This is a genomic window from Noviherbaspirillum sp. Root189 (genome assembly GCF_001428545.1).
GTDB lineage: Bacteria > Pseudomonadota > Gammaproteobacteria > Burkholderiales > Burkholderiaceae_D > Noviherbaspirillum.
In genome coordinates this window covers 284313-310174 of the sequence record NZ_LMHZ01000023.1, presented here as the reverse complement: position 1 = coordinate 310174, position 25862 = coordinate 284313, and the positions used below count along the sequence as shown (strand labels likewise).

20 protein-coding genes are annotated in these 25862 nt (G+C 56.9%); 9 read left to right on the top strand and 11 right to left on the bottom strand.

Going from position 1 to position 25862, the window contains the following annotated elements:
• The first annotated feature begins 616 nt into the window (after window positions 1-616).
• On the top strand, window positions 617-2014 hold the full coding sequence (locus ASE07_RS15755; RefSeq protein WP_057291762.1) for a sigma-54-dependent transcriptional regulator: 1398 nt from the start codon (window positions 617-619) through the stop codon (window positions 2012-2014).
• Between the two features lie 274 nt (window positions 2015-2288).
• Here ASE07_RS15755 and ASE07_RS15750 read toward each other — a convergent pair whose 3' ends face one another.
• Window positions 2289-5099: a hybrid sensor histidine kinase/response regulator gene (locus ASE07_RS15750; protein ID WP_057291761.1), complete on the bottom strand. Its 2811-nt coding sequence runs from the start codon at window positions 5097-5099 to the stop codon at window positions 2289-2291.
• A gap of 1490 nt (window positions 5100-6589) precedes the next feature.
• Here ASE07_RS15750 and ASE07_RS15745 point away from each other — a divergent pair.
• From ASE07_RS15745 to ASE07_RS15735, 3 genes are all read left to right on the top strand, one after another.
• Complete coding sequence (locus tag ASE07_RS15745) at window positions 6590-9208, top strand: FAD-dependent oxidoreductase (RefSeq protein WP_057291760.1); 2619 nt, start codon at window positions 6590-6592, stop codon at window positions 9206-9208.
• A gap of 231 nt (window positions 9209-9439) precedes the next feature.
• Window positions 9440-10012 (top strand): PRC-barrel domain-containing protein, encoded by a 573-nt coding sequence (locus ASE07_RS15740; protein ID WP_057291759.1) that lies wholly within the window; start codon window positions 9440-9442, stop codon window positions 10010-10012.
• Window positions 10013-10317: 305 nt separating this feature from the next.
• A complete protein-coding gene (locus tag ASE07_RS15735) occupies window positions 10318-10812 on the top strand; it encodes a DUF421 domain-containing protein (protein ID WP_057291758.1) in 495 nt (164 codons plus the stop codon).
• A 326-nt stretch (window positions 10813-11138) separates the two neighbouring features.
• Here ASE07_RS15735 and ASE07_RS15730 read toward each other — a convergent pair whose 3' ends face one another.
• From ASE07_RS15730 to ASE07_RS15705, 6 genes are all read right to left on the bottom strand, one after another.
• Complete coding sequence (locus ASE07_RS15730) at window positions 11139-11789, bottom strand: Ku protein (RefSeq protein WP_235548483.1); 651 nt, start codon at window positions 11787-11789, stop codon at window positions 11139-11141.
• 166 nt (window positions 11790-11955) lie between these two features.
• A complete protein-coding gene (locus ASE07_RS15725; RefSeq protein ID WP_082584182.1) occupies window positions 11956-12558 on the bottom strand; it encodes a hemerythrin domain-containing protein in 603 nt (200 codons plus the stop codon).
• A 214-nt stretch (window positions 12559-12772) separates the two neighbouring features.
• Window positions 12773-13894, bottom strand: coding sequence for a lipopolysaccharide heptosyltransferase II (gene waaF, locus ASE07_RS15720; protein ID WP_156396673.1), 1122 nt, complete (start codon window positions 13892-13894; stop codon window positions 12773-12775).
• Between the two features lie 50 nt (window positions 13895-13944).
• Complete coding sequence (locus ASE07_RS15715) at window positions 13945-14547, bottom strand: D-glycero-alpha-D-manno-heptose-1,7-bisphosphate 7-phosphatase (RefSeq protein WP_057291756.1); 603 nt, start codon at window positions 14545-14547, stop codon at window positions 13945-13947.
• A gap of 160 nt (window positions 14548-14707) precedes the next feature.
• The gene (locus tag ASE07_RS15710; protein ID WP_057291793.1) at window positions 14708-15463 is read right to left on the bottom strand and encodes an SDR family oxidoreductase; all 756 of its coding nucleotides are present in this window, start codon (window positions 15461-15463) and stop codon (window positions 14708-14710) included.
• Window positions 15464-15649: 186 nt separating this feature from the next.
• On the bottom strand, window positions 15650-16933 hold the full coding sequence (locus ASE07_RS15705) for a glycosyltransferase family 4 protein (RefSeq protein ID WP_057291755.1): 1284 nt from the start codon (window positions 16931-16933) through the stop codon (window positions 15650-15652).
• Between the two features lie 441 nt (window positions 16934-17374).
• On the opposite strand from ASE07_RS15705, the gene ASE07_RS15700 reads away from it, so the two are divergent.
• The 4 genes from ASE07_RS15700 to ASE07_RS15685 all read left to right on the top strand — a co-directional run bounded on the left by ASE07_RS15700 (window position 17375) and on the right by ASE07_RS15685 (window position 20241).
• Entirely contained in the window at window positions 17375-17875 is a 501-nt protein-coding gene (locus ASE07_RS15700) for a glycine zipper 2TM domain-containing protein (RefSeq protein WP_057291754.1), read from the top strand.
• A gap of 108 nt (window positions 17876-17983) precedes the next feature.
• Window positions 17984-18784, top strand: a complete 801-nt coding sequence (locus ASE07_RS15695) for a mechanosensitive ion channel family protein (protein WP_057291792.1) — start codon at window positions 17984-17986, stop codon at window positions 18782-18784.
• 255 nt (window positions 18785-19039) lie between these two features.
• Window positions 19040-19885, top strand: a complete 846-nt coding sequence (locus tag ASE07_RS15690) for a hypothetical protein (protein ID WP_057291753.1) — start codon at window positions 19040-19042, stop codon at window positions 19883-19885.
• Between the two features lie 56 nt (window positions 19886-19941).
• On the top strand, window positions 19942-20241 hold the full coding sequence (locus tag ASE07_RS15685) for a PRC-barrel domain-containing protein (RefSeq protein WP_057291752.1): 300 nt from the start codon (window positions 19942-19944) through the stop codon (window positions 20239-20241).
• 81 nt (window positions 20242-20322) lie between these two features.
• Here the strand turns inward: ASE07_RS15685 and ASE07_RS15680 are convergent, their stop codons facing one another.
• From ASE07_RS15680 to ASE07_RS15665, 4 genes are all read right to left on the bottom strand, one after another.
• Window positions 20323-20820: a hypothetical protein gene (locus tag ASE07_RS15680; RefSeq protein WP_057291751.1), complete on the bottom strand. Its 498-nt coding sequence runs from the start codon at window positions 20818-20820 to the stop codon at window positions 20323-20325.
• A 54-nt stretch (window positions 20821-20874) separates the two neighbouring features.
• Window positions 20875-21822: a glycosyltransferase gene (locus ASE07_RS15675; RefSeq protein ID WP_057291750.1), complete on the bottom strand. Its 948-nt coding sequence runs from the start codon at window positions 21820-21822 to the stop codon at window positions 20875-20877.
• A gap of 139 nt (window positions 21823-21961) precedes the next feature.
• Window positions 21962-23098, bottom strand: coding sequence for a glycosyltransferase family 2 protein (locus tag ASE07_RS15670; protein ID WP_156396670.1), 1137 nt, complete (start codon window positions 23096-23098; stop codon window positions 21962-21964).
• 179 nt (window positions 23099-23277) lie between these two features.
• Entirely contained in the window at window positions 23278-25080 is a 1803-nt protein-coding gene (locus ASE07_RS15665; protein WP_057291749.1) for an ABCB family ABC transporter ATP-binding protein/permease, read from the bottom strand.
• Between the two features lie 347 nt (window positions 25081-25427).
• Here ASE07_RS15665 and ASE07_RS15660 point away from each other — a divergent pair, with 347 nt between their 5' ends.
• On the top strand, window positions 25428-25745 hold the full coding sequence (locus tag ASE07_RS15660; RefSeq protein WP_057291748.1) for a hypothetical protein: 318 nt from the start codon (window positions 25428-25430) through the stop codon (window positions 25743-25745).
• Window positions 25746-25862: the final 117 nt, after the last annotated feature.

Genomic DNA, 25862 nt, shown 5'->3' with positions numbered 1-25862 from the left:
AAGCTGGTCGGGCAGACCGCTTGCGCATTGTAGGCATACCCAGATATGTAACACTCGATGACTGCACTATCACGTCACGAGCGTTACATATCTTATCTAACCTAATGGTGAAGGGTATATTGGCGTACAGCACATTCCTCAACCGGTTCAGACCGGATCATAGTTTCAAACCATCAGGCTATCTAACGTAGCAAGCGCAAGCGTATCCCTCAACATGAAATTCATTGCAGGAACACGAAGGCAATTTCATGGATCACTGTTTTGGCTCAATAAGAAAATGCATACGTGCTTGGACAATAAGAGTCGAAGTCATATGCTGAATATTCTGTTGAAATCGCTGTCCAAAGCAGAGTCAACAAGTTCGCACAATTCCAATAACTGTTTTTACGCATATTGACGTTCGTACCCTTGGGGCACGACGGCAATGGCTGCCACAGAAAGCGCGTAAAGGTGTTTCCATGCCGGACATCTTCGCTTTTTGACGACAGCAGGCCGCCGACATGATTTGATTCATGAAGACTTGCCTGCTGCTTTTGCCGACCGGTATTGCCATTGCAATCAGCAAGCAGCAATAAGCAATCGCCGTTCGGATTAACACCGTACGAGACAGTGATATATGCCACATGTATTGATCGTTGACGATGACGTGAACACGCGCGAAGCGCTGATGGAAATTTCGGCGGCCGAAGGATTTACCACTGCCGTCGCAGGCAACATTCGCGATGCTCAGACAGAGATCATGCGACAGCGCCCGGACGTCGTACTGATCGACCTTAAATTGCCGGACGGCAGCGGGATGGATTTGTTCAATGATATCGAGTCCCGTGCCACCACTGAAATCGTATTGATCACTGGACACGCCAGCGTCGAAACTGCAGTGGAAGCATTGCGTCTCGGCGCGGCCGACTATCTGACCAAGCCAATCAACTTCCGTCGCCTCAAGTCTTTGCTGGCGCGCATTCCGCGCACGGTGGATCTGAAGGAAGAAATTGGTGTCCTGCGTAGCGAACTGCGCCGCCTTGGCCATTTCGGCCAGATGCTGGGTGCGGCGCCGGCCATGCAAAAGCTCTATAACCACATCGGCCGCGTTGCGCCTACCGAAGCAACCGTATTGCTGTTAGGGGAGAGCGGTACGGGCAAGGAACTGGCAGCACAAACCATCCATGACCTTAGTCTTCGCCAGAAACATCCCTTCCTTCCCGTCAACTGCGGCGCCATTTCTCCGCAATTGATCGAAAGCGAAATCTTTGGTCACGAAAAGGGCAGCTTCACCGGCGCGGATCGCCAGCACAAGGGCTATTTCGAACGTGCCAACGGCGGCACGCTTTTCCTGGATGAAATCACGGAAATGCCGGTGGAATTACAGGTGAAGCTGCTCCGTGTCCTGGAAACCGGCTCCTTCATGCGAATCGGCAGTAACCAGGAAATCGAGACCGATGTGCGTGTCATTGCCGCGAGCAATCGTGATCCTGAAGCCGCGGTCGCGGAAGGCAAGCTTCGACTCGACCTGTACCATCGCCTTAATGTCTTCCCGCTAAAGATCCCGCCGCTTCGTGAACGCGGTGCGGATATTGAATTGCTCGCGCAGCACTTCCTGGATGACCTTAACGCTGCACACGGTACGAACAAGTTGTTATCCCCGGACGGACTTGCATGCCTGAGCAATTATCACTGGCCAGGAAATGTACGTGAGTTGCGCAATTACATGCAACGCGCCTTCATTCTGTCCGACCATATCATTGATGCCGCGGCACTGGCACCGGTGATCACCACCCAGTCGCCGGTCGGATTGACTCTGGCCATCCCGGTCGGCACATCGCTTGCCGATGTCGACCGCAAGCTGATCTATGCAACGCTCGAACTCTGCGGCGGTGTCAAGAAGCGTGCCGCGGATATTCTTGGGATCAGCCTCAAGACGCTCTATAACCGGCTGGAGGAATACGGACCTTACGAGGGAATACAGAAGAAAGACGAGTCATCGATGCAGGGTAGCAGCAGCGACTCTTATCATTAACAAAATTGTGTTAGGGTTGTGCTAGGGGCCGCCGTGCCCTACGCATAGCAGCGCTGACGTTAAAGGGCGGAATACGCGAAAGCGTATTCCGCCCTTTTCATTGGCGCCATCCTGTACTAGAGCGCTTTCGTCCTGACTGGGCCGGGCGAGGCCGAGGTGATTTGCCCGCGGAACAAGGCGCAGCGACGCGACATGGCGAGCCATGGCAAGGAGTTGCAACGCCGTGCCGCGGGCAAAGCGCCCGGCGTCGACAGTACAGTCAGACGAAAGCGCTCTAATCACGTGCCGCCATCGTATCGATTACGATGATCAGTTCTTCCGGAGCGACCGGTTTGGTGACATGCATCTGGAAGCCGGCGGTTAATGCGCGTATGCGGTCCTCGCGTTCTGCAAAGGCCGTCAGGGCCAGGGCCGGCAGGCGTTGCAGGGGAGTGCGGCCATTCGGTGCCTGCCAGGTACGGATGCGCCTTAGCACCGCATAGCCGTCTTCGCCAGGCATCGCAATGTCCGAAATCAGCACGTCGGGATAGCTATCCGGTGCCAGTCCCGACAGCCATTTAATCGCTTCACCCGCCGTAGCGGCAGCGAACACATCGGCGCCGGCGGCACTCAGTACCACGGTCAACGATTCGCGTGCTTCAGGCTGATCGTCAATAAGCAGTACGCAACGCCCTTCCAATGAGGGAAGCGGCATGCTGGAAGCTGGCTCAGCGGGACCGACCGTCAGATATTGTTCGGTGCGCGGACGCAGCTTGAAGTACACGCTGAAGGTTGTTCCCTTGCCTTCACCTTCACTGTCCGCCTTGACCTGGCCGTTGTGCATTTCGACCAGGTGGCGTACCAGGAACAGTCCCAGTCCCAGTCCGCTATGGTCACGTGTGCTGGAAGTATCTTCCTGGCTGAAACGATTGAAGAGATGCGGCAGAAATGCCGGGGAGATCCCGGCGCCGTCATCCCGTACCGTCACACAGATCTGCTCGCCCGCGATCGATGCGGTCAGCCAGACGTGGCCGCCCTCGGACGTAAACTTGACGGCATTGGACAACAGGTTCCAGAAAATCTGCTGTACGCGGTCCGCATCCCCCTCGATCTGCTCGCTGGTGATGCGGTAATTGCAGCTAAGGCTGATTTTCTTCGATGCCGCCATTGCGCGCACACTGTTGACCGCCGCCTGCAAGGCCGGAAGAAGCGCCAGCGGCTGCTTCATCAACCGGAATTTTCCGCTCATCATGCGCGTGACATCGAGCAAGTCTTCGATCAGGCGCACTTGCTGGTTCACACCGGTCTTGATTCCCTGGAGAGCACGTTGCGCAAGCGGCACCGTGACCACATCCTGAACATAGTTTTCCAGGACATGGGCCCAGCTCTGGATACCATTGAGCGGGGCCCGCAATTCGTGCGACACGATAGCGAGGAATTCATCACGGGCCTTGGCAGCCGTCTCTGCCTGGATGCGTGCGCTGCGTTCACGGGCGAGCAACTCGTCGCGCTCCTTTTCCATGCGGGCACGGGAGGTTACGTCATAGGCAATGGCGATCACCGAATCGATTTGTCCCCAGCGGTCGATTTCCGGAACAATGCGCCCGGAGAAGTAGCGGATCTGGCCCTCGATCTCCAGATCGAAATCCAGCCGTTGTTCGGCGCCAGTGTCGAAAGCGGCGTACGCGGCTTCGTCCCATGCCCGTACCACCGTTTCCGGCAGGCCGAGTTCAGCCTTGGTCTTGCCGATGTAGGCTTCCGGCGGCTGCGCTCCCAATTTGGTGATCGCGGGGTTCACGTAGAGATGGCGCATCTTGCGATCGATGCGGGAAATGATGTCCGGCGAATTTTCTACCAGGGTTTTAAACTCGAGCTCACGGCGCTGCAACTGCTCCTCCGTATCGCGCAATCGCGTGATGTCGCTGATTGCCGCTAGCAGTCCCCGTACGTTGCCTTCGTCGTCGAAGTCCGGCACATACATCATTTGCATGAACTGGTTTCCACCATCGGGCAAGGGAACATTGACTTCATGCTCTTGCGGCTGGCCGCGCAAGGCGGCATCGATATACTGACGCACATTCGAAAATGCTTCATCGCCGACAATTTCAGGAATCCGTTTGCCGACGATCTCCTTGGGGTGAAAACCGAAGCGGTCCGCATAGGTCTTGTTGACGAATGTGAGTCGATAGTCGAGATCACATTGCGCAATGAAGACGGGCAGCGCCTCGGTAATCAGGCGCAACTGGCGTTCCTGCGCGCGCAATGCCTGTTCATGGTCGCGCCGGTCCGTGATGTCGGTGGCCATTGCGGAAAATCCGGCAACGCGGCCATCGGCCTGCAGATCCGGGCTATACACCACCATCACATGCCGCTTGCCGGCAACGCTGTCAAGCGCCAGCTCGAAATGGACAAGATGGCCGTTCAATGCCTGTGCAATGAACGGCTTTGCATCCGGATAAGCCGTGCCAAGGACGTCGCGTACCTTGCGTCCGACGATGTCGTCACGTGGAAGTCCGAACCACTGCTGGTAAGCAGCATTGACGAAGCGATAGCATTCTTCATGATCAACGTACGCGATCAACGCCGGCACGGTGTCTGTTATCAGGCGGATGTACTTGTCCTGCTGCAGGAGCGTAGCGGCAATACGCTTGCGCGCACTGACGTCCCGGATGACCAGCAGCCTGCCATCCGGAACCGTGACGTCGATGTAGGGCGATACGGTGACTTCCGCGTCGATCGGACTTCCGTCGGCCAGCTGCAGGGTGCGATGCATGGTGGCAGGGCAGTAGGCAAGGCCGATAGGCGAGGGTATGCCATTCTCCGACGCATTGATGACTTCTTCGAGCGTATGGCCTTCAAGACGGCTCCCGGCAGGCGAAAACATCTCGCCCGCCGCCTGGTTGCAACCAACAATCCGGCCATCGCGGATCAGCAGAATCGCATCGGCACAGCGTTCAAGCAAATTTCCCAAGCGTTCCGCATGCTGTTGCGGTGTATCTTCAACCGATAAATGCTGCATTGCCTGATGCGCCGCATGCCACTGCGACGCTGTGGAAGGGATACCGTCGCGCCGAATTGTGTATCGTTGATTGCTCGATATACCCATGATGTAAACCAACTCCTTTTGACAAATGCTTCCTTCTCCGCCTCAAGTGATGTATTCCAGTCGCGGCGGAGGATATGTCCGCACGGTACGCACAGTACGTACAGATTTCATCCTTCGCGCGAACACCGTAAGTAGTTCCCCAGCGTATCTTAGCTGTCCAGGAATGTGCCGCCTTGCTTGCGCACAGGAATAAGCCCATAGGACAAGAAGCGCGTTTGATGTTCTTCAAAGTAACGATATTGGCCTGCCTATCGGCGCCGGTATTCGCCACTATGGCGAGTCTGCGGTCGTGCCGGTAAAGCGATGACTTTCTTTTCAGCGTGAGGAAGAAAGCCTCCATTCGCTGGAAGCGAAATCCTGCAGCATTGTGCTTGCGCATCATTTGTCGCCTGTCTGTTTCCTATCTGTTGCCCGTCTGTTGCCTCACTGTCGGTTGATGTTTTTCATATCGTGTTTATACCCTTCTTCACATTTTCTTCTCGCTACGGCCTCGTCATAACATCGTGACGTAACGATTACACCGTTTTGCCATTTTTACATGGGTATTTAATTGCTCCCCGGCATGGTCAAGTGGTATGGCTAGCGCGCAGTATTGCCGATGAAAGAGATTGGTCTGTGCTGAGCACGAAACATGCCGAGGAGGCAAATTGCATGATCCATCATGTATTTACGCTATTGCTGGTTTGAGAAAGATCAGCGCACCCGCCCATGTGCTCCGTATAGTAGGTGCAGTTCGTACAAGACGCCTGAAGAGGGTATTCCCGACTACAGGATTAAAGCTTGCACGAATGCGGCCCTATCGAAACAAGCCTCATTGCCCGACCCGATTCGGAAAACGTCTTTCATGTTGCTGAGTTGCTGCAAGCTTCGTCCGTCCACTCTTACCATCCCGGCAAGCGCCTCCGCTCAGGCCGTCCTTGTCGCTGGATTTCACTTGCCGGCGCATTTCCGGTTTGCCCGCTTTATCTTTTCGCGACGCCGCTTGGCATCCTGTTTTCTTGCGCGCTGTGCAAGGGCACGAAGTCCGGTTTGTCGGCACAGCTTTTGCGTCGGCCTGTCGTAATGCGTTATCTGCGCTCCGCGCAAGCTTGTAACGCAGCACGTGATAAAAGCAAACGCATTGCAGACAGGCTCCCGTATAGAGCAATGCGTCGAACGCGCCTGCGCCAACGATCGCGAAATTGTACCGATTGAGCTATAGCGATGCCGTAGTGGCATCTTACGAAAACCGTCAGGCCGGCAACGCGGCAATTCAGCAGGAGGAGGTAAGCGCAATATCATCCGATGCCACGAACACGCAACCTGGAAGTTCTCACATGCCTACGAAATGACAACGACATTCTCCATTCGACCGACTTGCGTTCAAAAGACCGAGTGTGATGGCCGACAGCGTCGGCGGGAAGCGGCAAATGCCATGGGCGCATTCCGCCAGCTCCTGTCCACTCAAACATTCTCAACCCAATTTCAAGCCCTAGCGGCAAGGAGATAGCATGGCTTCTGCAATCATTGTGTTCTCGCACCTGCGTTGGGATTTCGTGTTTCAGCGTCCGCAGCATCTGCTATCGCGCATGGCCAGGCATTATCCGGTCGTCATCGTGGAAGAGCCGGTTTATGATGCCGAGCGCACCTATCTGAAGACGTATTCACCCATCCCCAACGTCCTTGTATGCCAGCCGCACACGCCAGTCAACATGCCGGGCTTTCACGACGATCAGTTACCGCACCTGCAAAAGCTTTTGAAGCAGGTGGTGCGCGATTACCCCGATCACATGGCATGGTTCTATACGCCGATGGCGCTGCCGCTGCTGCAGGAGTTGCAACCGCGCCTGGTGGTATATGACTGCATGGATGAACTGGCCTCTTTCAAGAACGCGCCCAAGCAACTCCTGCAACGGGAGAGCGCATTGCTGAAGGTGGCCGATATCGTCTTTACGGGCGGGCAAAGCCTGTACCGTTCCAAACGCGATCGACATCCGAACGTCCATTGTTTCCCCAGCAGCGTTGATTCCGCGCACTTCCTGCAGGCACTCGATCGTACCAATTCCCATCCCGCACACCGTGAAATTCCCGGGCCGCGGCTTGGCTTCTATGGCGTGATCGATGAACGCTTTGATGTCGACCTGATCGGCAGGCTGGCCGACGCCCATGCGATGTGGCAGATCGTGCTGGTCGGACCGGTAGTCAAGATTGATCCGGCGACGCTGCCCCAGCGCGAGAACATTCATTACCTCGGCCAGCAACCCTATGAGGCATTGCCGCAGTTTCTTGCCGGCTGGGACGTGTGCCTGCTGCCGTTCGCGATGAACGAATCCACCAGATTCATCAGTCCAACCAAGACGCTGGAGTACATGGCGGCGGAATTGCCGATCGTAAGTACACCGGTGGCGGACGTCGCCAGCTGCTACAGCGATATTGTTGCGATTGCAGCGGATGCCGATGCGTTTATTGCGGCCTGCGAAGCGGCGCTGCTGGCGCCGCCCGAAGAACACGCGCGCCGGGTCGACGGCATGCGCCGGGTATTGGCGGCCACTTCCTGGGATTCCACCGTGGAGCAGATGCGTACGCTGCTTGACACGACACCGCGCCGGCAGGATGCGACATTGCCGCAACCCGATGTCGAAGCGCTGGCCGTCGCTGATGCCACGCCCAACGTCAACCGCTTGCGCCAGCAGGACGCCAACCGCTATGCGAAGACGGCGATCATCGGTGCCGGGCCGACCGGTTTATCGGCCGCTTATCATCTCGGCCATGACGCAGTGTTGCTGGAAAAGAGTGACATGGTGGGCGGTTGGTGCCGTTCGATCAAGGACAATGGCTTTACCTTCGATCATGCCGGTCACATCATGTTTTCGAATGATCCTTACGTGCTGGAGCTGTACGACATTCTGCTCGGCTCCAACATGCACTGGCAGGATCGCGAAGCATGGATTTACAGCAAGAACGTCTATACGCGTTACCCGTTTCAGGGAGCGCTGCATGGCCTCCCACCCGAGGTGATCAAAGAATGCATCATGGGCGCCATCGAGGCGCGCTATGGAAGCGGCAAACCCGGGCACGCGCCTGTGCCGACTGCAGCCAGGGCCAGCGACTGTTGCGCCGATGGCGGCGTCACGCTGCCGGGATCGAATGTCGCCGCACTTGAGAAGCGTGGCCCGGCCAATTTTGAAGAATTCATTTACCAGGTCTGGGGTGCGGGCATTGCCAAGCATTTCGCCATTCCCTATAACCGCAAGCTATGGGCGGTGCCACTGACCGAAATGGAAACCTCCTGGCTGGGCGGACGCGTGCCCTTGCCGAACCTGGAAGAAATGATTAGCGGCGCACTGGAGCCGGCCGGCAAACCCATGGGGCCGAACGCGCGTTTCGGTTATCCCTTGCGCGGCGGATTTCAGGCGCTGATGTCAGGTTTTGTCCCGCATATCAAAGGAACAATCGAACTGAATGCCGACGTGGTGGCGGTATCGCCGAAGCAGCACCTGATCACGCTGGCGGACGGGCGCCGTTACGAATATGAAAACCTGATCAGCACCATGCCATTGCCGCTACTGGTAAAAATGATCGGTGATGAAGCCCCGGAAGAAGTACGCGAAGCCGCCGCCGGGCTCAAGCACATCTCGGTACGTTGCGTGAACCTTGGGGTCGCACGGGAAAACATCACCGACAAGCACTGGATCTACTACCCGGAAGACTCGATCTTCCACCGCATCTTTGTGCAGGGCAACGCCAGCCCCGAATGCAATCCGCCCGGCGGTTTCGGCATCACCTGCGAAATCACTTATTCGCCGACATGGAAGCCGCTGCAGCTGAGCGGACAGGCGTTGATCGACCGCTGCATCGCCGACTGCATCAAGGTCGGCATGCTGAAGGAAGACGATAAGATCATTGCCGCCAACGAGGTCGACATGCCCTATGCCTATGTGGTCTACGACCATGCACGGGCAAAGAACGTAGAGACTATCAAGTCCTGGCTGGCGATGTACGACGTCATTCTGGCAGGCCGTTACAGCGAATGGGAGTATTACAACTCCGACCATGCCTTCATCGCAGGCAAGAAGGCGGCGGAAGCCGTGAAATGGGTGGAAAAGAAAAGCGCTCTGGCGGCCGAGTAGCCAGACGTATGCGCGCAAGAAGCCAGATTGGACAGGCAGTTTGAATGTTGAAGCCGGCGTTCTGACGAACGCCGGGAACGGTGTTGCTTTCAGAAGGTCGAATTCTGGATGGTGGCGCAGGATAGCTAACCGGTCGCCATGTGCGCCGGCTATGCATGGCTGCCTTCCATTGCGGTTTTCCATTGCAATAATGCAGTACATTTCATCGATGTCTGGAGAGATGGAGGGACTATGAAGTCCGGAATCGCCGTGATTCTGCTCGCGGGACTGCTGCCGCTGACGACATGTGCTGCTGATGCCGATCGCCCGCCAGTTACGCAATCGGCTGAGAGTGCCCCGCAGGCACAACTCTATCGGGGATCGAAAATCATCGGATCCACCGTACGCGACGCCAAGGACAAGAAGATCGGCGTCATCAAGGACCTGATCCTGGATGCCGGACGTGGTGAAGTGGCGTATGCCGTAGTGAGTTTTGGCGGCATCATGGGTCTGGGCCCCAAGTTCCATGCGGTGCCGTGGCAGGCGCTGGAGCCGAGCGACAACCTCCGGCAATATGTTCTCCACGCGGATCGGGAAACGATCAGCCAAGCGCCGGCATTTGACAAGGGAAGATGGCCGGACATGTCGGACCAGAAATGGAGTGCGGACATCGACCGATACTGGAGCCGCATGGTTGGCAGAGGTACGTTCGGTACCAACAAGCTGACCTCCGGTGTTCCCAATCCCGCCCCCACGACAAGCAATGCCCCGCCCGTCGGCGTCGGCACAGGCCCGCGCAGCGACATGCAGAGCAGCGGGCGCTAGAGCTGAAGCAACTGCGGTGAAGCGGCTGCAACGCCTTCAAGCAGCCTGTTCATCAACGTCCTGCGAGCATTTCAATCCGTATTAGCCCTTTGCCTGCGAGGCGCGGGCTTTCCGGTATTGTTGCCCTCAACTGCGGCATTTCAAATCCGTACCATGGCAAGTATGTTTCAATGGACTGATTGGGCGTTCCGGAGTGCGTGCGCGGCTTGCCTGTCCTTCCTGAACGTCTGTGTCCGCATTCTCAATCCGCATGTCGTCGCTGGCGATCAGCGAATGCGAATGCACAGCAGCATACAGGAGGCAGCATGGAGGCTTTTACGTCCGTTGACTGGGATGCCTTGTTTGGGCTAAGTCTGCCAGTAACCGAAATTCTGATACGCGGTACCGCGATGTACTGGTTCCTGCTCTTGTTGTTCCGCTTTGTGATACGGCGAGACGTTGGTGCTGTTGGCATCGCCGATATGTTAGTACTCGTGATTGTTGCCGATGCAGCGCAAAACGGCATGTCAGGCGAATACACGTCAATCACGGACGGCATGGTTCTCGTCTCGACACTGATTGGCTGGAATGTTTTACTGGACTGGCTAAGCTTTCGATATCCGGCGATTCAGAAGCTGGCACAGCCACGACCGCTACCGTTGGTCCAGAGTGGCCGCATGCTCAAGCACAATATGCGCAGGGAACTCATCACCGAAACCGAGTTATGGAGCAAGCTTCGAGAGAATGGCATCGAGTCCATTGAGGAAGTCAAAACGGCGTATATGGAATCGGATGGCCAGATTAGCGTGCTAAAGAACTAATGAGTCCATCGACTACGCTCTTGCCTTGATGGTGTGGCCAATGTGACGCGCAAAAAAAAGCAGGGCAATTTTCATTGCCCTGCAAGCCGAACATCACACAGCTTCGCCTAGGTACAACGCGCCTAGGTACAACGCACATCAAACTTCATTCAAACTTCATTCAAACTTCATTCAAACTTCATTCAAACTCAGCTCGAGCATATTTCAAACCCGGATCAAATGTAGGTAAACCCAACCAATCCGGACCAATGCAAATCCTCACTTTATAGCGACCGACAGGCGATGATCCGTCACTGAGTCACTGATAAAACGGACATGGCCAGTGCTCATCCACGCCTTGACGTCATTCTGCGGCGCACAGCCGAAGCAGGCTGGTGAGAGGTTCTGCCACGCCGCGTGCTGCCGCCGCGAGGATGCATGCTACTGCTCAGGACGTAGGCAAGATAGTCATCTGCCATGTTGTCGTCTTCCGTCACGTCGTCCAGTTCTTCTACAACGATTTCCGGCGCATCGCCGGCGAGCGCCGATTGCTCGACAAAGGCACTCATATTCGGCGACCGATCCGCCGCGTCGATATCAGGGTTTCCGTGATAGCTAACGGTATCCAGCGGCGCGGCCATCATCGCCAGCTCTTGCGCGGCGAGCACGTCTTCTGCCGGCAAGCCAAAGTGTTGCGCCGATCCGGACTCGCTTGTCCAACGCAGCGTATTGAGCACCAGCGACTGTCCTTCAGGGACCAGCGCTGCCAGGTGCTGACGCGCGCGGATGACCACATAGGCGATGCCGATCTTACGGTTCTCGCGCAGCGTTTCGCGTAATAACGCATAAGCCTTCTCGCCGCCCGGGGCGGGTTGAAGATAGTACGGTGTTTCAAAATAATCAGAAGGAATTTCCTGGGCTCCCACGAAGGCGAGAATGTCCACCGCATGGGTGGGCCGCGATGCGGTCGTGTATCGTTGCGTATCTGGCGAAATCACAAAAAGCCTTTCTGGAATATCTTCTATATGGGAGACAGAAAATGGAAGCGTAAGCTAGGCCGCCCTTACGTCGGCTTACGCTCGTACGCCGCATCGCATCGCATGGCGGCGTATCGCACTCCCAAACTTACATGGATGTCACCTTGTGCATGTCATCGGTCGCGGATTAGTGCACATTCTTGCGCGAAGTGGACTTCGTGGCGCTGCCTTCCTCGTCTTCCAGCTCATCATCGTCGGATACAAGACCGAGTTCTTCACGCAGTTCCATCTTGCGCTGCTCAAGTTCCGCACCCAGTTCTTCGAGGTCGAGATCGGATTTCTTCACTTTCGGGAACATTTCCTTTTCTTCTTCTTCGACGTGGTGTTTCACATACTCGCCCAGCACGGTAAATTTAGCGTCGTACAGTTCATCGCCAGGCTGCATGGCGGACAGTTCGCTGATCAGCTGCTTGGCGGATGCATGTTCAACTTCGGCTTCGTCCAGCAAGTCCATGTCGTCGATCGCATCACGTGCCGCCGGATAAAAGATCTCTTCTTCAATTTGCGCATGGATGGTCAGTTCTGCGCAGACGGTTTCGACGATCAGCTGTTTTGCCTCTTCATCATCATCGCCTTTCTTTTTCATTTTTTCGAATTCATCAAAAAGCGCGCTTACTTTTTTGTGGTCTTCGGTGAGCAGTTTGATGGCATCGGTCGCGGAAGCCTTGGCGCCGCGAGCTGCGGCCTTGGTCGACTTGGAAGAAGTTTTAGAGGTCGCGTTACGTGGCATGGTGATCTCCTTATGGTTGGCTACGTGCTCGCAACATCGCAAGCTCTGTGCCAAGCCGTGAAGGATGTGTTGAGCAAGGCGGGCGACATTCAATCCAAGGCGAGATGCCGGTTTGCGGCGGATTCATTCCCTTGTGATGCCACGGCAAATCCTTACACTCCGCAACCTCTCATTCCGTTTTTGCAATCCGCTGTAAATCGTACAGACGACGTGCTCAGACGATTTGCAAAAACGTGAATGTTTCTGACGAAACAGTCGGTTGAGCGGCAGACGGCAGTTGCAATAGTTCGACTGCCGCATCCACGACTTGCTGTGGCGCTACACCTGTGAGGCAACGATGGTGTCCTTGCGGACACACGCTCTTGTAGCAGAAACGGCAGGAGACATCTTGAAAGAGAACTCGGCTGTTTACCTGCCAGGGGGTGTGCTGCGGGTTGGTAAGTGCGTACAGGTCGACGACCGGTGTGCCCACTGCAGCAGCGATATGCGCCGGGCCGGTATTGTTGGAAATCAGTAACGGCGACAGGGTGATGACGGCCGCGAGTTCTCCCAAAGTCAACTTGCCGGCCAGGGAGAAGGCATTCGGGATATCGGCGCGAATCTGCTCGACAAGCTCCGTTTCATCCTTGCCACCGGTGAACACCAGCGGGCATCCGAGCTTACTTGCAAGGGTACGGCTGGCCTCGCGCCAGTACTCGGGGGGATAGCGTCGCGATTGGGCGGTGGCGCCGGGATGCAGCACAATCCAGGGCTGTTCTGAATCCACCCCGATTGCGCTTAGCAAATTGCGTGCAGCCCGCATATCGTCGCAGGGCACATTGAACGACATGCGCTCGTCATCGGTATGGGCGCCAATGGTTGCTACCAGATCCAGTTGACGCCGCACTTCGTGGCGAATGCGCTCCTCCGGTTCGGGATCGCGTACCCAGTGCGTCAGCATCTGGTAGGGATTCTCATGACAATGGGCAAGCCGCAATGGAATGCCGGCGAGGTAGCACAGCATTGCAGCGGGCAACGGGTTCTGGCTATAGACGGTAAAGATCACCGCCGCATCGAATCCGGCTTCGGAGAGACGGTCGATCATGGCGTGATCACATGCAGGTTCATGGGGGCTGCTGCTCTTCATCCACGGGGCCGCGTAATCGATGACATCGTCAATCTCCGGAACATGCCGTGCAGCGACGGCGCCGCTTGAGGAGGTCAATAGCGTGATGTGGCTGCCGGGATGCGACTGCTTGAGCGCGCGGATGGCCGGTGTGCTCATCAGCACGTCGCCGAGATAATCGAGACGGATGCACAGGATCCGCCGAACGTCATGCCAGGGTTTCATGCTCATTGTTCAGGTTCTGCTGTCTGAAATTTCCAGGTTGTGTTTCGTTGCGTCGGTCAGAGTTGCTGGCTCATGCTATCCATGCCGTCCATGGTCCTTGGCCCGATCTCCAGGTCCGCGATGATGGCGGCGGCGGCATACAGATCCGATGCCTTGAAGTGCGGCGTGCGTTGTGCTGATAGTTTCCATTCGGTCTCGTTGCCGTTATCAATCAGAATGGTCTGGCATCCCGCACGGCGGCCCGCTTCGACATCATGCAGGATGTCACCGATCATCCATGATTGGGACAGGTCGATATCGTGCTCGTGCGCCGCGCGGTAAAGCATGCCCGGCAACGGCTTGCGACAGGTACAGGGGATCGCATAGCGGCTGATCACGCCATCGGGGCTATGCGGGCAGTAATAAAAGCCGCTCAGTTCCACACCGTACTGCGCAAGCAGTTCGGTCAGACGTTGATGTACGGGGTCCAGAGCCGCTTCGGTAAACAATCCCTTGGCAACGCCTGACTGGTTGGAAACGACAAAGAGGGCATATCCCATGTGTTGCAACAGTTGCAGAGCCTGGCCGGCGTGCCACGTCAGTTCGATGAGGCCCGGGTTGACGTTATAAGGAACGTCTTCGACCAGGGTGCCGTCTTTATCTAGAAATATTGCTCGCATGGGAATTCCGGGGTGAAGTCATGCAGGCATTTGCGTTAAGTGTCAGCCTTGCATGATCGTGGTTTTGAGCGTTTGCAACTTGCAACTGCTGAAGGCCTCGGTGCTGCAATGCAGCCGCCATAGGTTATGGCGGCTTGCCCGAAGCGGTCTATGCCGCCGATTACGGCCAGGATGACTCCTGCATCGGCAGCACCATGATTTCCGGAATCACGGTCTGTTCGGGCAGGAGCAGGACCGACTTGACCGCCTTGGCGACATTGACCGGGTCCTGCAGCGTATTGATGTCGATGTTGGGAAAGCGGTCAAGCAGGAAAGGCGTGCGCATGCCGCCGGCCAGCACTGCGGTGACCTTGATCTTCTTGGGGCGCAGCTCGGCATGCAATGCATGCGACAGACCGAGCAGGCCCCATTTGCTGGCATGGTAAGCCGATGCATTCGGCCATGCGCGCTTGGCGGCGGTCGATGCGATATTGACGATCTGCCCCCCATGCTGCATCTGCCGGGCTGCGAACTTGGAGAGCAGGAAGGGGCCGTAGAGGTTGGTGCGCATCACGCGGTCCCAGTCATTGATGGAAAGTTCATCAATGGACTGGGTGACATCGGTGCCGGCGTTATTGATCAGCACGTCGATCTGGCCGAAGCGCTCGACTGTCTGTGCCACCGCGCGTTCGGCTGCCACGGGATCGCCGACATTGAAGCCGAGTGCATGAGTCTTGCCGCCTGCTTCTGCCAGCAGCGAAGCCACGGTCTGCGCCTTGTCGAGATTTAGATCGCCGACCACAACGTTGGCGCCCGATGAGGACAGTACATGACACAGTGCTGCGCCAAGGCCGCTGGCGCCGCCAGTGACGAGAATGGTCTTGCCCGTAAGCTGGTTTGCTTCGGCCGGGTCTGCTACATAGCTGGATACTTGCACGTTGCCCAATTCCTTCTCCGTAAAGTTAGATGTATCGTAAAGATCGCATTGAGGCTACGCCGCATTGGCGCAGCCGTTGTTGATGCAACCGGTATCGATGTGACATTTGAACGCCTCGGCAAGAAACGGCAGACGCCGCAGGACCGGGCGCGCTTGTGAAGCTTGCCTGTGGCGCTTTCCCGCTGATCAACTACGCAGGCTCATTTCTCCCGAAGCGAGTGGCCGATGCATGAACTGCGTTGCAGGTTCGAGTACGTTTTCATACACGGCGGCAATGTTGGTCGCCACGCTGCGCCAGGTAAAGTGCTGATAGGCGCGACGCATACCCGCCCATCCCATGCGTTGCGCCATATGCGGATTCTGATACAGCGCAAAGAGTCGTTCGGCCAGGCATTCGGGATCGTTGGGTGGGACAAGATAACCCGTCTCGCCATCGACGACGGTGGTCTTGATGCCACCGACCGCGGTGCCGACGACCGGCGTACCGCAAGCCATTGCTTCGACCGGCGTAATGCCGAAAGGCTCATACCAGGGCGTGGTGACGAACACATCGGCGGCGCTATAGTAATAACGCAGCTGGCCGCGCTGACGCTGCCCGGTAAACGTCACGCATTGTTCGATGCCGAGTTCCCGGGTCAGCGCCATCAGACGGCCAAGCTCCGGCGTTGCTACCGGGTCGGGCTGTTCCGCATTGCCGCCGACGATCAGCAGGCGTACCGGTACCTGGTACTGATGGCGCAGGATCGCTGCCGCGCGGATCACGTTATCGACGCCCTTGCGCGGCACCATGCGCCCCAGTTGCAGGACCACAAACTCACTGCGGTCCAGCCCTAATTGCTGACGCGCATCGAGGGTGACCGGCCAGAATTCTTCAGGATCAAATCCACAAGGCACGACGTCGATGCGATCGCTCGGCGCGCCATAGTGCTGTTCCATGTCGCGCTGGTCTTGCGGACATTCGGCAACGATTCGATCTGCCTCATGCATCAGCCGTTCTTCGATTGCAAAGCGCACATCCGGAAATGCGTCGGCTTCCTTCTGGCTCAAGCGGCGTACCCGTCCCAAGGCGTGGAAGGTCATGACGAATGGAATCCCGAGCGCATCTCGCACCTGGCGCGCCACCATGCCGGACATGAAGAAGTTGGCATGGACAAGGTCATAAGGCAGCTTCTGTCTTCGTGCAAAGCGGATCATGAACCGACCAAACTGCTCCATGAAGGGGAGCATCTGCTCTTTGGGTATGTAATGCGCGGGGCCTGCCGGAACATTGACGACACGGATGCCGGGATACCAGTCGACGACTTGTTCCTGCGTTCCGCTGTCACGCCTGGTAAAGATATCGACCAGATAACCAAGACGCGCGAGGTGCCTCGCAAGCTGGGCAACGTACACATTTTGTCCGCCGCTATCCGTGCTGCCGATCTGGGCAAGGGGAGACGCATGCTCGCTGATAAGGGCAATTTTTCGCATAGATATGATGATTCTTCGAATTGTCGAAATGCAGTTTTCTCGCTGCATTGTTTATTAAGCAAATGATGTACCCAAATCTTTTTGATATGGCTGCAAGGCAACGTGCGCAGAGTGATTTGCGTTTAATGCAAACTCACTTGGTTTCTCTTTGGTCTGTCGCAATTTATGCGAGTAAGAAATACGCGACCATGTAAAAACTGCGACAACAGCCATGTAGAAATGAAAAGACCTACCCTTATACGGGCAAATCATGGTGTCGATTCTGATGCCGTCCTGCCGGGCCCTGTTTGCGCTCTGGCATAGGAAGTGCATGTTTGGCATTTCCGGACCGGCATCATTTATTCCGTTTACAGAGCGGAAGCGCCACATTCGGCAGGGTGCCGGAGTTGCATTCAACCTGAATCGAAGCCGCTTTCGACTTTTAACAATAAGGAGATCAATATGTGGATCCAGAAAACGAAAATTGCTGCCTCTGTTGCCGTTGTCGCCATGCTCGCTGCTTGCGGCAGCACACCGACCACCACCACGAACAACAGCTCTATTCCCGTAACCACCACCAGTTCGATACCGGTCACGACATCGAGCAGCGCAACCGGCTATGGCGTGGTGCAGGCAATTGATGTCGTTCCCGGCCAGCAGGCATCCAATGGCGTCGGTGTCGGCACTGTCGCCGGTGCGGTCGTAGGCGGTGTACTTGGTAACCAGGTCGGTAGTGGAACTGGACGTACTGCAGCGACGGTTGCCGGCGTTGCCGGCGGTGCGCTGGCAGGTCGTGCAATGGAAAACAATTCCCGCGCTGCCGGTACCTCGCAGTCTTATCGGGTTGCGGTACGCATGGACAATGGATCAATCCAGACTCTGTCGCAGGATGTTCAGCCGGGCGTACAGGTCGGTGAGCGTGTGCGCCTTGAGAATGGTGTAATCGTCGAACGTTTCCGTTAATCCCCCGATCCTTGCGATCGCAGGTGGCGTACGCGTACAGCAGGTGCTGCACGCGTACGCCGCCGATGTCTTTTATCTTTCCACACCATGACGCTTGAGCCGGACACCATGAAGCAATGGGTCGATGCACTTCGACCATGGTTCAATATGCTATTGGTCTGGGTGCTCGCCTGGGTGGCATTGCGTCTGATCCGACGTGTACTAAGGTTATTGCACGCGCACGTGTTGCGGAATGCGGACAAGATACGTGATTCGCGCCGCATAGAAACATTGATGAACGTGTTTCGCTACACCGCGAATATCGTGATCGTCGGTCTTACGATCATGCTGACCCTTGGGCTGATCGGGATTTCGATCACGCCTATTCTGGCGACCGCCGGCGTGGCAGGCATCGCCATCGGTTTTGGCGCGCAGAGCCTAGTCAAGGATTTTTTTACCGGCCTGTTCCTCCTCCTTGAAAATCAGGTCAGCGAAGGCGACATCATCGACGCGGCGGGAAAGAGCGGCTACGTCGAACGAGTTACCTTGCGCCATATTCGCATGCGCGATGACGACGGCAGCGTGCATTTCATTCCTAACGGCATGATCACCGTTGTCACCAACCGCAGCCGTGATTTTGGTTATGCGGTCGTGGACATCAACGTCAAGCGGCAGGATGACCTCGGCCGCGTGTTTGATCTCATGCACAAGGTGGATGAAAGCATGCGCAAGGACGCGGTATTCGGCCCACTGATGCTGGAGGATATCGATATCGCCGGCGTCGAGAAGCTGGAGGATGCGGCAGTGACGGTACGCTGCAGACTCAAAGTGCAGGCAGGCAGGCAATGGCAGGTGCGGCGGGAGTTTCTGCGTCGTATGAAGCACGCGATCGATACCGTTGAAGAAGTGCCGTCCGCAACGGCGAGCTGACGATGATGCACCGGAATAGCAAGAAGCTTTTACCGGTCATGTAAAAGCCGGGCGGCGACATGGCACGGATACGGTCATGCGCTTGAGGGAAACGCATGTGACATGCAGGGACTACAGTCTACATTGCGCGCCACAAATAGGCATGAATGTTGCGTTTGCATCATGACACCAAGGCATTTTGGGGAGCCGTATGCACGCTGCACATTCGGTCGTTGTATGTCTTGGTCGTGTTACGTCTAATAAGGAGTAAAAAAAATGGCAATCAGCGATCCACGTCCGCCGCATGGCGAGGCAGTGCATCAGGTCGACGTCGTCAATTACGGCATGCGCCGGCAGGTGTTTCCGGCCATCCGCTGGGGCGCGGTGCTTGCCGGCGTAGCGGTTGGCATCTCGGTGCAACTCGCGCTGACACTGCTCGGCATTGCCACTGGTTTATCATCGATTGAAGTCACCGAAAGTGAATCCGTCGGCATGGGGCCGTTGATCTGGGCCGGCGTCAGCATGCTGGTCGCCGCTTTCTTCGGTGGCTATGTTGCCGCAAGGATGTCAGGCCTGAAGCGCAAGGCGGATGGCGTCCTGCATGGTGCCGTATCGTGGGCGGTCACCACCATCATGTTTGCGATCCTGGCCACATCGATCGGTGGCACGCTTGTCAGCGGTGTGTTCAATAACATGAGCCAATTGGCCAGAGTCAGCGGCGCCAGCGGCGAGTCTCCCCTCGCGGCGATGATGCGCGCACAGGGTGGACGTGTCGATCCGCAGGCAATGCGCCAGCTCCAGCAATATATACAGAATGGCCAGCGCGATCAGGCTGTGCAACTGGTCACCAGCACCATGGGTGTCGAGCAGGCGCGTGCGGAAGCGATCGTTGACCAGGCACTGATTGTGTCCGGGTCAGCCGGTGCCGCATCGCAACAGGGCAAGGCAAAAGCCGAGACTGCGATGCAGAATGCCGGAACGGCGGCATGGGTGGTTTTTCTTGCGGTTGCCCTGGCGCTTGCGATCGGTATTGGCGGCGGCGCACTCGGCGCTGCCGGCTCGCGTCGCGTAAGCTGGTCGAGCGGGTCCGGTGAAACGGGCGGAGCGGGACCGCGGGCCTGAAATCGCAGGAAAATGCAAGGCAGGAAAGCGTCGAAGTGAATGACAAGGAGCCAGACATGTTGCGTACCTTATATGGCCGTCCCCGGAATGATCCGCCCAGGAATGGGCCCAAGCGCTTCGTGCGGTTGACGGGACAGGATTCGAGCACGGCGGAATTGCTGGCCGGCTGCGCAGTCGTGACCGCGAGTGGAGAAAGAATAGGACATGTCGATCATCTGATGATCGATGCGGTAACGCAACAGCTGCGTTATGTCATCCTGTCGCGCAGGCGCGGCGGTGCCGTGGTGGCGTTGCCCTGGCAGGGTTTGTACTTTGATGCGGCGAATGCGAGGCTGGTGTTTTATACGCTGGGGTAAAGGTTGTCAGGCTTCCCCCTTTCAAAGGGAGGAAGCCTGACGAAGCCTCTTGTTAAGCCACAGAATAAGCCGCAGAACCGGTCAGCGCGCCGGCAGGAATAATCCGGCCTTCCGCGCTTCGACCACACCTGCCTTCGCCAGTGCGCGCAGGCACATCGCCACCGTCCCTGCAAACGCTTCGTCATACCAGGCGTTTGCGCCGCTCACACCAACCACGATGCCATCGACCACGACGCTGCCCCACAGGACCGTATCCTTTGCCGCGAGCAAGTGGGGCTGCAGTTCCTGCACCTTGTGACTATCCATTCCCGTACGCCAGGCGACTAGCGCCTTGGCCCGGGCAAAGCCGGCATAATCCGCATCCCATTTTTCACGATCGCCGATCGCGTGCTCATACAGAATGGCTTCCTCGAACAACGAATTTGCCGGCGTGCGCAGCGGGTCCATCACCACGATATACAGAAAACCGCTCTCTCCGACTTCCTTGAGTTTCATGGCTTCTTCAATCATGGGCAGGCTCAGGCGCACCGCCTTTTCGGCAACGGCGCGATCGATGAGATAACTGCTGTTTGCTGTCATGCTGTCCTTTCTGAGGTCATGCTCAAAAATTGTGGCGGGTAATTGTGGCGGGTATTACATCGTCACGGCATGGAAGGCATCGTTCCAGTCGCGGACGAAGCGATCGATGTGGAAACGTTCACAGGCGTAGCGACGTGCGCCTTCGCCCAGTCGCCGTGCATGGTTCGGGTCGGCTAGCATCTCCCGCATCCGTGCGATGAGAATCTCCACATCGGTATTGACATAGCCGGAGACACCGTTATCGATGACGGTCGCCATCTCCGTGGTCGCCAGGCCGACTATCGGCATGCCTATCATCATCGCCTCGATCACGGCGAGCCCCAGGCTGGTATAGCGGATGGGATTAAAGAAGAAACGGTATTGCGCGGAAAATGCGGGCAGCTGCGCATGCTGAATCTCGCCGACACCACCCGCTTCAAGCGCGCCCATGCCAACCAGGTCCAGCGCTACTTTTTCCCTGGACTGCTTGAAGACGTCATAACCAAGACGACGTCCGCGCGTGGCGATATTGTTGATGACGACCAGACCGCGATCGAGATCGCCACGATAAGACACATCCGGCGGAACGATCACGCCGTGCTCAACCACGCGGGTCGGCGTGCGGCCGTTATCCCACATCAGCGCATTGAAGGGCGTGACATGCACCAGCAGGATGGATGGATCATCAACCGGATGCCGCATGTCGGTGGGGTGCTCGCGCGGCGTGTCGTGTTCGATATAGATTCTGGGAAGGCGGCGTTGCGCCTCGCTCAGATAGGTATGCTGGTCCCTTAGGTACTGGTCGTCATCCTGAAACAGGATCAGGTCGAACTCATGGTCCTTGACCTCGCTGACCGGCATATCGATGACGTTGTCGCCCCAGGGGATATGGCCACAGCGTCCGCCATAACCTGGCGGGCGGTCAGGCTTGGACAACACATAGAAATCGTGCGGTGCCTGTGTGAGGTAATAGAGGTAGCTGCCATGTGTATGCCAGGTGAGAATTTTGAGTCGTCGCTGCATGTTCCGGATATCCGCGATTCAGAAGCTGCAATTCAATCGGCAAGCTCATCGCGCCGGACACGGTGTTGCGGTAATTCGGCGATGATGAACACTGATCAGTCGATGGTCCGGCTCGTCGTGCCGGACCGGATGAGGCAGTTCAAAGGAAGCCAACTTTGTAACGGAAGGCGCCTACCGCGCGCCAGAACACCGCCATGGGCGGGATCAACGCGGAAGTGACGAGCATCTCCAGGACATGTCCGGGTGCCTTCGAGGTTTTGCGCAGGCGCTGTACGCAGAAACGGACTGTCATGAATGCCCACACCAGTCCGGACAGGACAGTCACGCCTTTGGCGTCGGCGGGCAGTGACACCAGCATGACCAGCAGCGCACCGACTGTCAGGTAAAAATCCCAGCGCGGCTTGCCGCGGATCTTGCGGCGATACAGTGTCGGATGCTTTTTGTAGAGCAGGGCGTCGAACTGTACCTTCTTTACCTGCTGCAGGCTCACGCCCCAGCCAGCGGGACGTATCGGATGCATCATCACCGCATTGGGCTCGCGTACGATGTTGGCCCGATAATCGAGCAGCCTGAAATGCAAGTCTGAATCCTCGCGCCAGGCAAATCTGAAACGCTCGTCGAACCCGCCAAGGTCTTCAAGCACCTTTTTGCGGCAGAAGCAATTGGCGGTGACGAACTCCGCGGTTTCAAGATTCTTCGCATCGAGTTCGTAATCGGTCGGCGTATGTTCGAGCGGCATCACTATGCGGCCGCAGACAGCATGCACATCGTCGGCAAATGCCTGCAGGCCGTTACGCAGCCAGTCGGCGCGCGCAATGGTGTCGTCGTCGGTAAAGGCGATGATCGCGCCGCGTGCAGCGCGCCAGCCGTGGTTGCGGGCGGCGGCGGGACCGTGCGGACCCATGGAGGGAATGTAGGTGACCTGCGGCCCCCCTTTTTCTTCGGTATGCACGGCCCAGTCCGCGACTACTTCGCGGGTGTCGTTGCTCGGTCCGTCATCGACAATGATGATTTCAAAGCGATCGGGATCGAAGCTCTGCAATACGAGGCTGGCGAGGCAGCGGTTAAGCAGTTGCGGCCGACCGCGCGTCGGGACCACGATCGATGCAGCGATACTGGCCGTCGATCCATCCTGGACCGAGCCGATGTTGATCGGTGTTACTGCGGGCCCGCCATTACGGCGGCGCATGACCACGCCGCCGGCCTGCACGCCGCGATCTGTATGTTCGGCAGCAATGTTCTTACGGTTTCGATCAAATGCTATTATTTTTGACATGGAATCTGTCCTGCAAGAACCATTAAATGGGGTCACGCCAATCGATTATCAGAGTAGAGGCGCCGGTCGAGCGCGAAGCGCTGCTGTATGGTGTTTTGTTTGACATGCAATTCCTGTTCCATTACACACACTTGACCCGCCTCAAATTCCATGGCCGCCAGGCAAGCACGGATAAGTTCTCAGTCCATGGAATGCAGGGCATGGTCAATGCGTTGCTGGTCATCCTCGCGCTGCTGCAATTGCCACAGTCGCGCGTAAGCACCGCCTTGCTGTAACAGTTTTGCATGGCTGCCGCGTTCGATGATGCGCCCGCGTTCCATGACCAGAATTTCAGTGGCATCTACTACGGTGGAAAGCCGGTGCGCAATGACCAAGGTCGTGCGGTTTTCGGAAAGCTGGTCCAGCTCATGCTGGATCGCCTGCTCCGATGCCGTATCGAGGGCGGAAGTGGCCTCGTCGAAGATGAGCAGGGGTGGATTCTTGAGAATCGCGCGCGCAATGGCTATCCGTTGTTTCTCGCCGCCTGACAGCATGACGCCGCGTTCGCCAACCTGGGTCTCGTACTTGTGCGGCAGGGAGTCGATCAATTCGTGTACATGCGCGGCCTTGGCGGCGGCGACAATTTCCTCCATGGTGGCGCCGTTGCGTCCGTAGCCGATATTGAATGCAATGGTATCGTTAAACAGCAGTGCTTCCTGTGGAACCACGCCGATGGCAAGCCGCAGACTGCTGCTGTTGACACCGCGAATATCCTGGTCATCGATGCTGATGCTTCCCCCGCCGACTTCATAGAAGCGCAGCAGCAGGCGCGCCAGCGTGGATTTTCCCGAGCCGCTGCCGCCGACTACGGCCACCGTGCCGCCGGGCGGTATGCGGAAGCTGATGCCGTGCAGGATCGGGCGTGCCGCTTCATAGGCAAACACGACGTTGTCGAAGAGGACCTCGCCGCGTGTCACCTTGAGTGAAGGCAGACCGGGTGCTTCATCGATTTCCGGTTTTTCACGCAGCAACTGGAAGAGCTTTTCCGCATTGACCAGTGCATCTTTTGCTTCGCGGTAGACGAAGCCGAGGGCATTGAGCGGGAGACAGATCTGGATCACATAGGCATTGATCAGGATAAGGTCGCCGACAGTCATCTCGCGTGTGAGTACGAATTTTCCTGCAAGCAGCATCACCGAGGCGACGCCCATCGCAATGATTGCGCTCTGGCCGACGTGCAGGATAAACAAGGCGCGCTGGTTGGTCACCGCTGCCTCTGCCCAGTTATCCATGATGTGCTGGAAGCGCTGTGCTTCGCCGCGCTCATTGGTGAAGTATTTGACCGCGTCGTAATTGATCAGACTGTCGGCCAGCAAGCTCTTTGCATTCGAGTCCAGCCGGTTCACGCGCCGCTGGAAGATGGATCGACGCTGCGTAAAGATCAGCGTGAAGCCGCAATAAATCAGAAAGGTCACGCCGAGTATCACGGTAAACCAGTCACTGTACCGGGCTGTCATGATGGCGATGACCATGCCGATTTCGAGCAGGGTCGGCACCAGCGTGAACAGACCGACACCGAGCAGGAACGCGATGCCATTGGTGCCGCGATCAATGTCGGGAAGCAGGCCGCCGATCCGCCGCTTTGCATGGAAGCGCGCACCGAGTGCATGTAAATGGGAAAAGGTATTCAGTGCATAGGTGGCCACCGTATGCTGGGTCACCCGCGAGAACGACAGGTCGCGTAGTTCATTAAACAGAGTGCTGGCAAAGCGCAGCAGCGCATAGCCGATCAGCAGAACGACGGGCAGGGCGACGATATGCTCGGGCCGTGACAGTTCATCGACGATGCGCTTGAGCGCCAGCGGAACCGACACGACCGCCAGCTTGGCGAGGATCAGGAAAAAAAGTGCGAGGAAAATCCTGCCGCGAAAGGCGGACACGACTCGCCACAGGTCTTTCACGACGTTGATATCACCGCCTTTTTCCGTGCTTGCATCCGACATAAGGCTTGTGTCCTTCAGGGTGGCGATTCCGGCTCGCCGCCTCGGTATTGATCACTGTAATCCTTACACCTGGGCGCTGAAATTTATTCCGGAGCTATTTCAGGCCAGGTCAGGCCAGGGTAGGAGTTGATGGTAGTCGCCGGTGAAGGGAATGGGATACTTGTGCAGGCACACAAGTTCCGGGCACCTGCTTTTCTATACGTCATCGTGTCTTCGTGACGCTGATACGGACTACAGGGACGGCGCAACGGAAACCATTCCTTCAAGAAAATCTCGCAAGCAGGCATGACGATTGCGGCGCGCACCCCGGATAGCTTATCAGCTCTTCCATTTTGAAAGGAGTCACAATGAATGCCGATATTGTCGGCTGGATCAGTTCGCTCGTACTCGTGTCGACGATTTCCAGGCAGGTCTATACGCAGTGGCGCACCAAGCGCGTCGATGGTGTATCCAAGTGGCTATTTATTGGTCAGTTGAGCGCATCATTTGGCTTCACGATTTACAGTTACCTGGTGGATAACTGGGTGTTCGTCTTTACTAACTTTTTCATGTTTCTGACCGCCGTGGTAGGTGAATTTATCTATCTCAGCAACAAGCGACATGCCCAGCGGCAGGCTACCACTCAGGAAAATCCTTCCGGCACCGCTCATGCGGCCGGAAGGTAAATGCCACAGTGTCTTAATTACATACGCCTGTAGAAGTTACGTGCAAATTCTCCTGCGGTATCACTCTGGATGACTGTTCCATGGACAAAGGACGCACATTCGGCATAGGTATATCGC

Coding starts and splice junctions, on each gene's coding strand:
- ASE07_RS15755 (WP_057291762.1), top strand. CDS start 617: ATGCCACATGTATTGATCGTTGACGATGACGTGAACACGCGCGAAGCG.
- ASE07_RS15750 (WP_057291761.1), bottom strand. CDS start 5,099: ATGGGTATATCGAGCAATCAACGATACACAATTCGGCGCGACGGTATC.
- ASE07_RS15745 (WP_057291760.1), top strand. CDS start 6,590: ATGGCTTCTGCAATCATTGTGTTCTCGCACCTGCGTTGGGATTTCGTG.
- ASE07_RS15740 (WP_057291759.1), top strand. CDS start 9,440: ATGAAGTCCGGAATCGCCGTGATTCTGCTCGCGGGACTGCTGCCGCTG.
- ASE07_RS15735 (WP_057291758.1), top strand. CDS start 10,318: ATGGAGGCTTTTACGTCCGTTGACTGGGATGCCTTGTTTGGGCTAAGT.
- ASE07_RS15725 (WP_082584182.1), bottom strand. CDS start 12,558: ATGCCACGTAACGCGACCTCTAAAACTTCTTCCAAGTCGACCAAGGCC.
- waaF (WP_156396673.1), bottom strand. CDS start 13,894: ATGAGCATGAAACCCTGGCATGACGTTCGGCGGATCCTGTGCATCCGT.
- ASE07_RS15715 (WP_057291756.1), bottom strand. CDS start 14,547: ATGCGAGCAATATTTCTAGATAAAGACGGCACCCTGGTCGAAGACGTT.
- ASE07_RS15705 (WP_057291755.1), bottom strand. CDS start 16,933: ATGCGAAAAATTGCCCTTATCAGCGAGCATGCGTCTCCCCTTGCCCAG.
- ASE07_RS15700 (WP_057291754.1), top strand. CDS start 17,375: ATGTGGATCCAGAAAACGAAAATTGCTGCCTCTGTTGCCGTTGTCGCC.
- ASE07_RS15695 (WP_057291792.1), top strand. CDS start 17,984: ATGAAGCAATGGGTCGATGCACTTCGACCATGGTTCAATATGCTATTG.
- ASE07_RS15690 (WP_057291753.1), top strand. CDS start 19,040: ATGGCAATCAGCGATCCACGTCCGCCGCATGGCGAGGCAGTGCATCAG.
- ASE07_RS15685 (WP_057291752.1), top strand. CDS start 19,942: ATGTTGCGTACCTTATATGGCCGTCCCCGGAATGATCCGCCCAGGAAT.
- ASE07_RS15680 (WP_057291751.1), bottom strand. CDS start 20,820: ATGACAGCAAACAGCAGTTATCTCATCGATCGCGCCGTTGCCGAAAAG.
- ASE07_RS15675 (WP_057291750.1), bottom strand. CDS start 21,822: ATGCAGCGACGACTCAAAATTCTCACCTGGCATACACATGGCAGCTAC.
- ASE07_RS15670 (WP_156396670.1), bottom strand. CDS start 23,098: ATGTCAAAAATAATAGCATTTGATCGAAACCGTAAGAACATTGCTGCC.
- ASE07_RS15665 (WP_057291749.1), bottom strand. CDS start 25,080: ATGTCGGATGCAAGCACGGAAAAAGGCGGTGATATCAACGTCGTGAAA.
- ASE07_RS15660 (WP_057291748.1), top strand. CDS start 25,428: ATGAATGCCGATATTGTCGGCTGGATCAGTTCGCTCGTACTCGTGTCG.